This is a genomic window from Haemophilus parainfluenzae (genome assembly GCF_003252725.1).
GTDB lineage: Bacteria > Pseudomonadota > Gammaproteobacteria > Enterobacterales > Pasteurellaceae > Haemophilus_D > Haemophilus_D parainfluenzae_L.
The window spans coordinates 1-3,299 of sequence record NZ_QEPO01000019.1; the positions used below are offsets into that span (position 1 = coordinate 1).

Genomic DNA, 3,299 nt, shown 5'->3' on the forward strand with positions numbered 1-3,299 from the left:
CCCCACACTACCATCGGCGCATCGGCGTTTCACTTCTGAGTTCGGTATGGGGTCAGGTGGGACCACCGCTCTATCGCCGCCAGGATTATTCCTTTAATAACTTTTCTATTTCTCTCTGCTCCGCTATCTCTAGCGCTCACAACCAAACAAGCTGATAACCTTCAAAACTTTCTTCTTCTCTTTCTTCTCTGAGTTTCGTCTTTGTATCATTACAACACCCAAAACCCTTGAGCGTTGTATAGTTAAGCCTCTCGGGCAATTAGTATCTGTTAGCTCAACGGCTCGCACCGCTTACACACCAGACCTATCTACGTCTTAGTCTTAAACAACCCTTACAGATTTTAAATCTGGGAGAACTCATCTCTTGGCAAGTTTCGTGCTTAGATGCTTTCAGCACTTATCTCTTCCGCACTTAGCTACCCGGCAATGCGTCTGGCGACACAACCGGAACACCAGTGGTGCGTCCACTCCGGTCCTCTCGTACTAGGAGCAGCCCCAACCAATTCTCCAACGCCCACGGCAGATAGGGACCGAACTGTCTCACGACGTTCTAAACCCAGCTCGCGTACCACTTTAAATGGCGAACAGCCATACCCTTGGGACCTACTTCAGCCCCAGGATGTGATGAGCCGACATCGAGGTGCCAAACACCGCCGTCGATATGAACTCTTGGGCGGTATCAGCCTGTTATCCCCGGAGTACCTTTTATCCGTTGAGCGATGGCCCTTCCATTCAGAACCACCGGATCACTATGACCTACTTTCGTACCTGCTCGACTTGTCTGTCTCGCAGTTAAGCTTGCTTATACCATTGCACTAACCTGACGATGTCCGACCGTCATTAGCAAACCTTCGTGCTCCTCCGTTACTCTTTGGGAGGAGACCGCCCCAGTCAAACTACCCACCAGACACTGTCCGAGACCACGTTTCGTAATCTTCGTTAGAACATCAAACGTTAAAGGGTGGTATTTCAAGGACGACTCCACAATCACTGGCGTGACTGCTTCAAAGTCTCCCACCTATCCTACACATCAAAATTCAATGTTCAGTGTCAAGCTATAGTAAAGGTTCACGGGGTCTTTCCGTCTAGCCGCGGGTACACCGCATCTTCACGGCGATTTCAATTTCACTGAGTCTCGGGTGGAGACAGCCTGGCCATCATTATGCCATTCGTGCAGGTCGGAACTTACCCGACAAGGAATTTCGCTACCTTAGGACCGTTATAGTTACGGCCGCCGTTTACTGGGGCTTCGATCAGGAGCTTCTCTTTCGATTACACCATCAATTAACCTTCCAGCACCGGGCAGGCATCACACCCTATACGTCCACTTTCGTGTTTGCAGAGTGCTGTGTTTTTAATAAACAGTTGCAGCCAGCTGGTATCTTCGACCGGTTCAACCTTCATCCGCAAGGGACTACAATCTACGCCGGCGCACCTTCTCCCGAAGTTACGGTGCTATTTTGCCTAGTTCCTTCACCCGAGTTCTCTCAAGCGCCTGAGTATTCTCTACCTGACCACCTGTGTCGGTTTTCAGTACGGTTTAGATAAACCTGAAGCTTAGTGGCTTTTCCTGGAAGTGTGGTATCGGTTACTTCAGCTCCGTAGAGCCTCGTCATCATCTCTCAGTGTTGAATAGAAGTCCGGATTTGCCTAAACTTCCCACCTACCAACTTAAACGCACATATCCAACAGTGCGATAACCTAACCTGCTCCGTCCCCACATCGCAGTTTATCCAAGTACGGGAATATTAACCCGTTTCCCATCGACTACGCTTTTCAGCCTCGCCTTAGGGGCCGACTCACCCTGCCCCGATTAACGTTGGACAGGAACCCTTGGTCTTCCGGCGAACGGGTTTTTCACCCGTTTTATCGTTACTTATGTCAGCATTCGCACTTCTGATACGTCCAGCAGCCCTCTCGAGCCACCTTCATCCGCTTACAGAACGCTCCCCTACCCAACAGACTTTCGTCTGATGCCGCAGCTTCGGTGCTATATTTGAGCCCCGTTACATCTTCCGCGCAGGCCGACTCGACTAGTGAGCTATTACGCTTTCTTTAAATGATGGCTGCTTCTAAGCCAACATCCTAGCTGTCTAAGCCTTCCCACTTCGTTTCCCACTTAATATAGACTTTGGGACCTTAGCTGGCGGTCTGGGTTGTTTCCCTCTCCACGACGGACGTTAGCACCCGCCGTGTGTCTCCTGAGTATCACTCTTCGGTATTCGTAGTTTGCATCGGGTTGGTAATCCGGGATGGACCCCTAGCCGAAACAGTGCTCTACCCCCGAAGGTGTCCGCTCAAGGCTCTACCTAAATAGATTTCGGGGAGAACCAGCTATCTCCCGGTTTGATTGGCCTTTCACCCCCAGCCACAAGTCATCCGCTAATTTTTCAACATTAGTCGGTTCGGTCCTCCAGTTAGTGTTACCCAACCTTCAACCTGCCCATGGCTAGATCACCGGGTTTCGGGTCTATACCTTGCAACTATTCGCCCAGTTAAGACTCGGTTTCCCTTCGGCTCCCCTATTCGGTTAACCTCGCTACAAAATATAAGTCGCTGACCCATTATACAAAAGGTACGCAGTCACCCTTAAAGGGCTCCCACTGCTTGTACGTACAAGGTTTCAGGTTCTATTTCACTCCCCTCACCGGGGTTCTTTTCGCCTTTCCTTCACAGTACTGGTTCACTATCGGTCAATCAGGAGTATTTAGCCTTGGAGGATGGTCCCCCCATCTTCAAACAGGATATCACGTGTCCCGCCCTACTTGTCGTTAGCTTAGTACCATGACCTGGACTTCGAGTACGGGGCTATCACCCTGTATCGCCAAACTTCCCAGCTTGTTCCTCTGTCTCTGTCATTATCACTAACAGGCTCCTTCGCGTTCGCTCGCCGCTACTAACGAAATCTCGGTTGATTTCTTTTCCTCGGGGTACTTAGATGTTTCAGTTCTCCCGGTTTGCCTCACTTACCTATGTATTCAGTAAGTGATAGTAGATTCTTCATCTACTGGGTTTCCCCATTCGGACATCTTGGATTAAACGCCTCTTATCGACTCATCCAAGCTTTTCGCAGATTAGCACGTCCTTCATCGCCTCTGATTGCCAAGGCATCCACCTTGTACGCTTAGTCACTTAACTATACAACCTCAAAAATTCTTGATGTTGTGTTTTCAACTAAATACTTGATTGCTTTTGTTCAATCAAGATTTTTTCTTACTCAGACTTTTTCTTATCCTTTAAAAAGGACTTGAAAGTCTCTTCAGTTTTTCAGCTTGTTTCCTGGTTGTTAAAGAACAGAA

2 rRNA genes are annotated in these 3,299 nt (G+C 49.0%); both read right to left on the minus strand.

Annotated elements, in window-relative coordinates:
- A 5S ribosomal RNA gene (rrf, locus tag DPV85_RS09730) occupies positions 1-84 on the minus strand; the annotation flags it as partial.
- A 154-nt stretch (positions 85-238) separates the two neighbouring features.
- Positions 239-3,138, minus strand: a 23S ribosomal RNA gene (locus tag DPV85_RS09735).
- Positions 3,139-3,299: the final 161 nt, after the last annotated feature.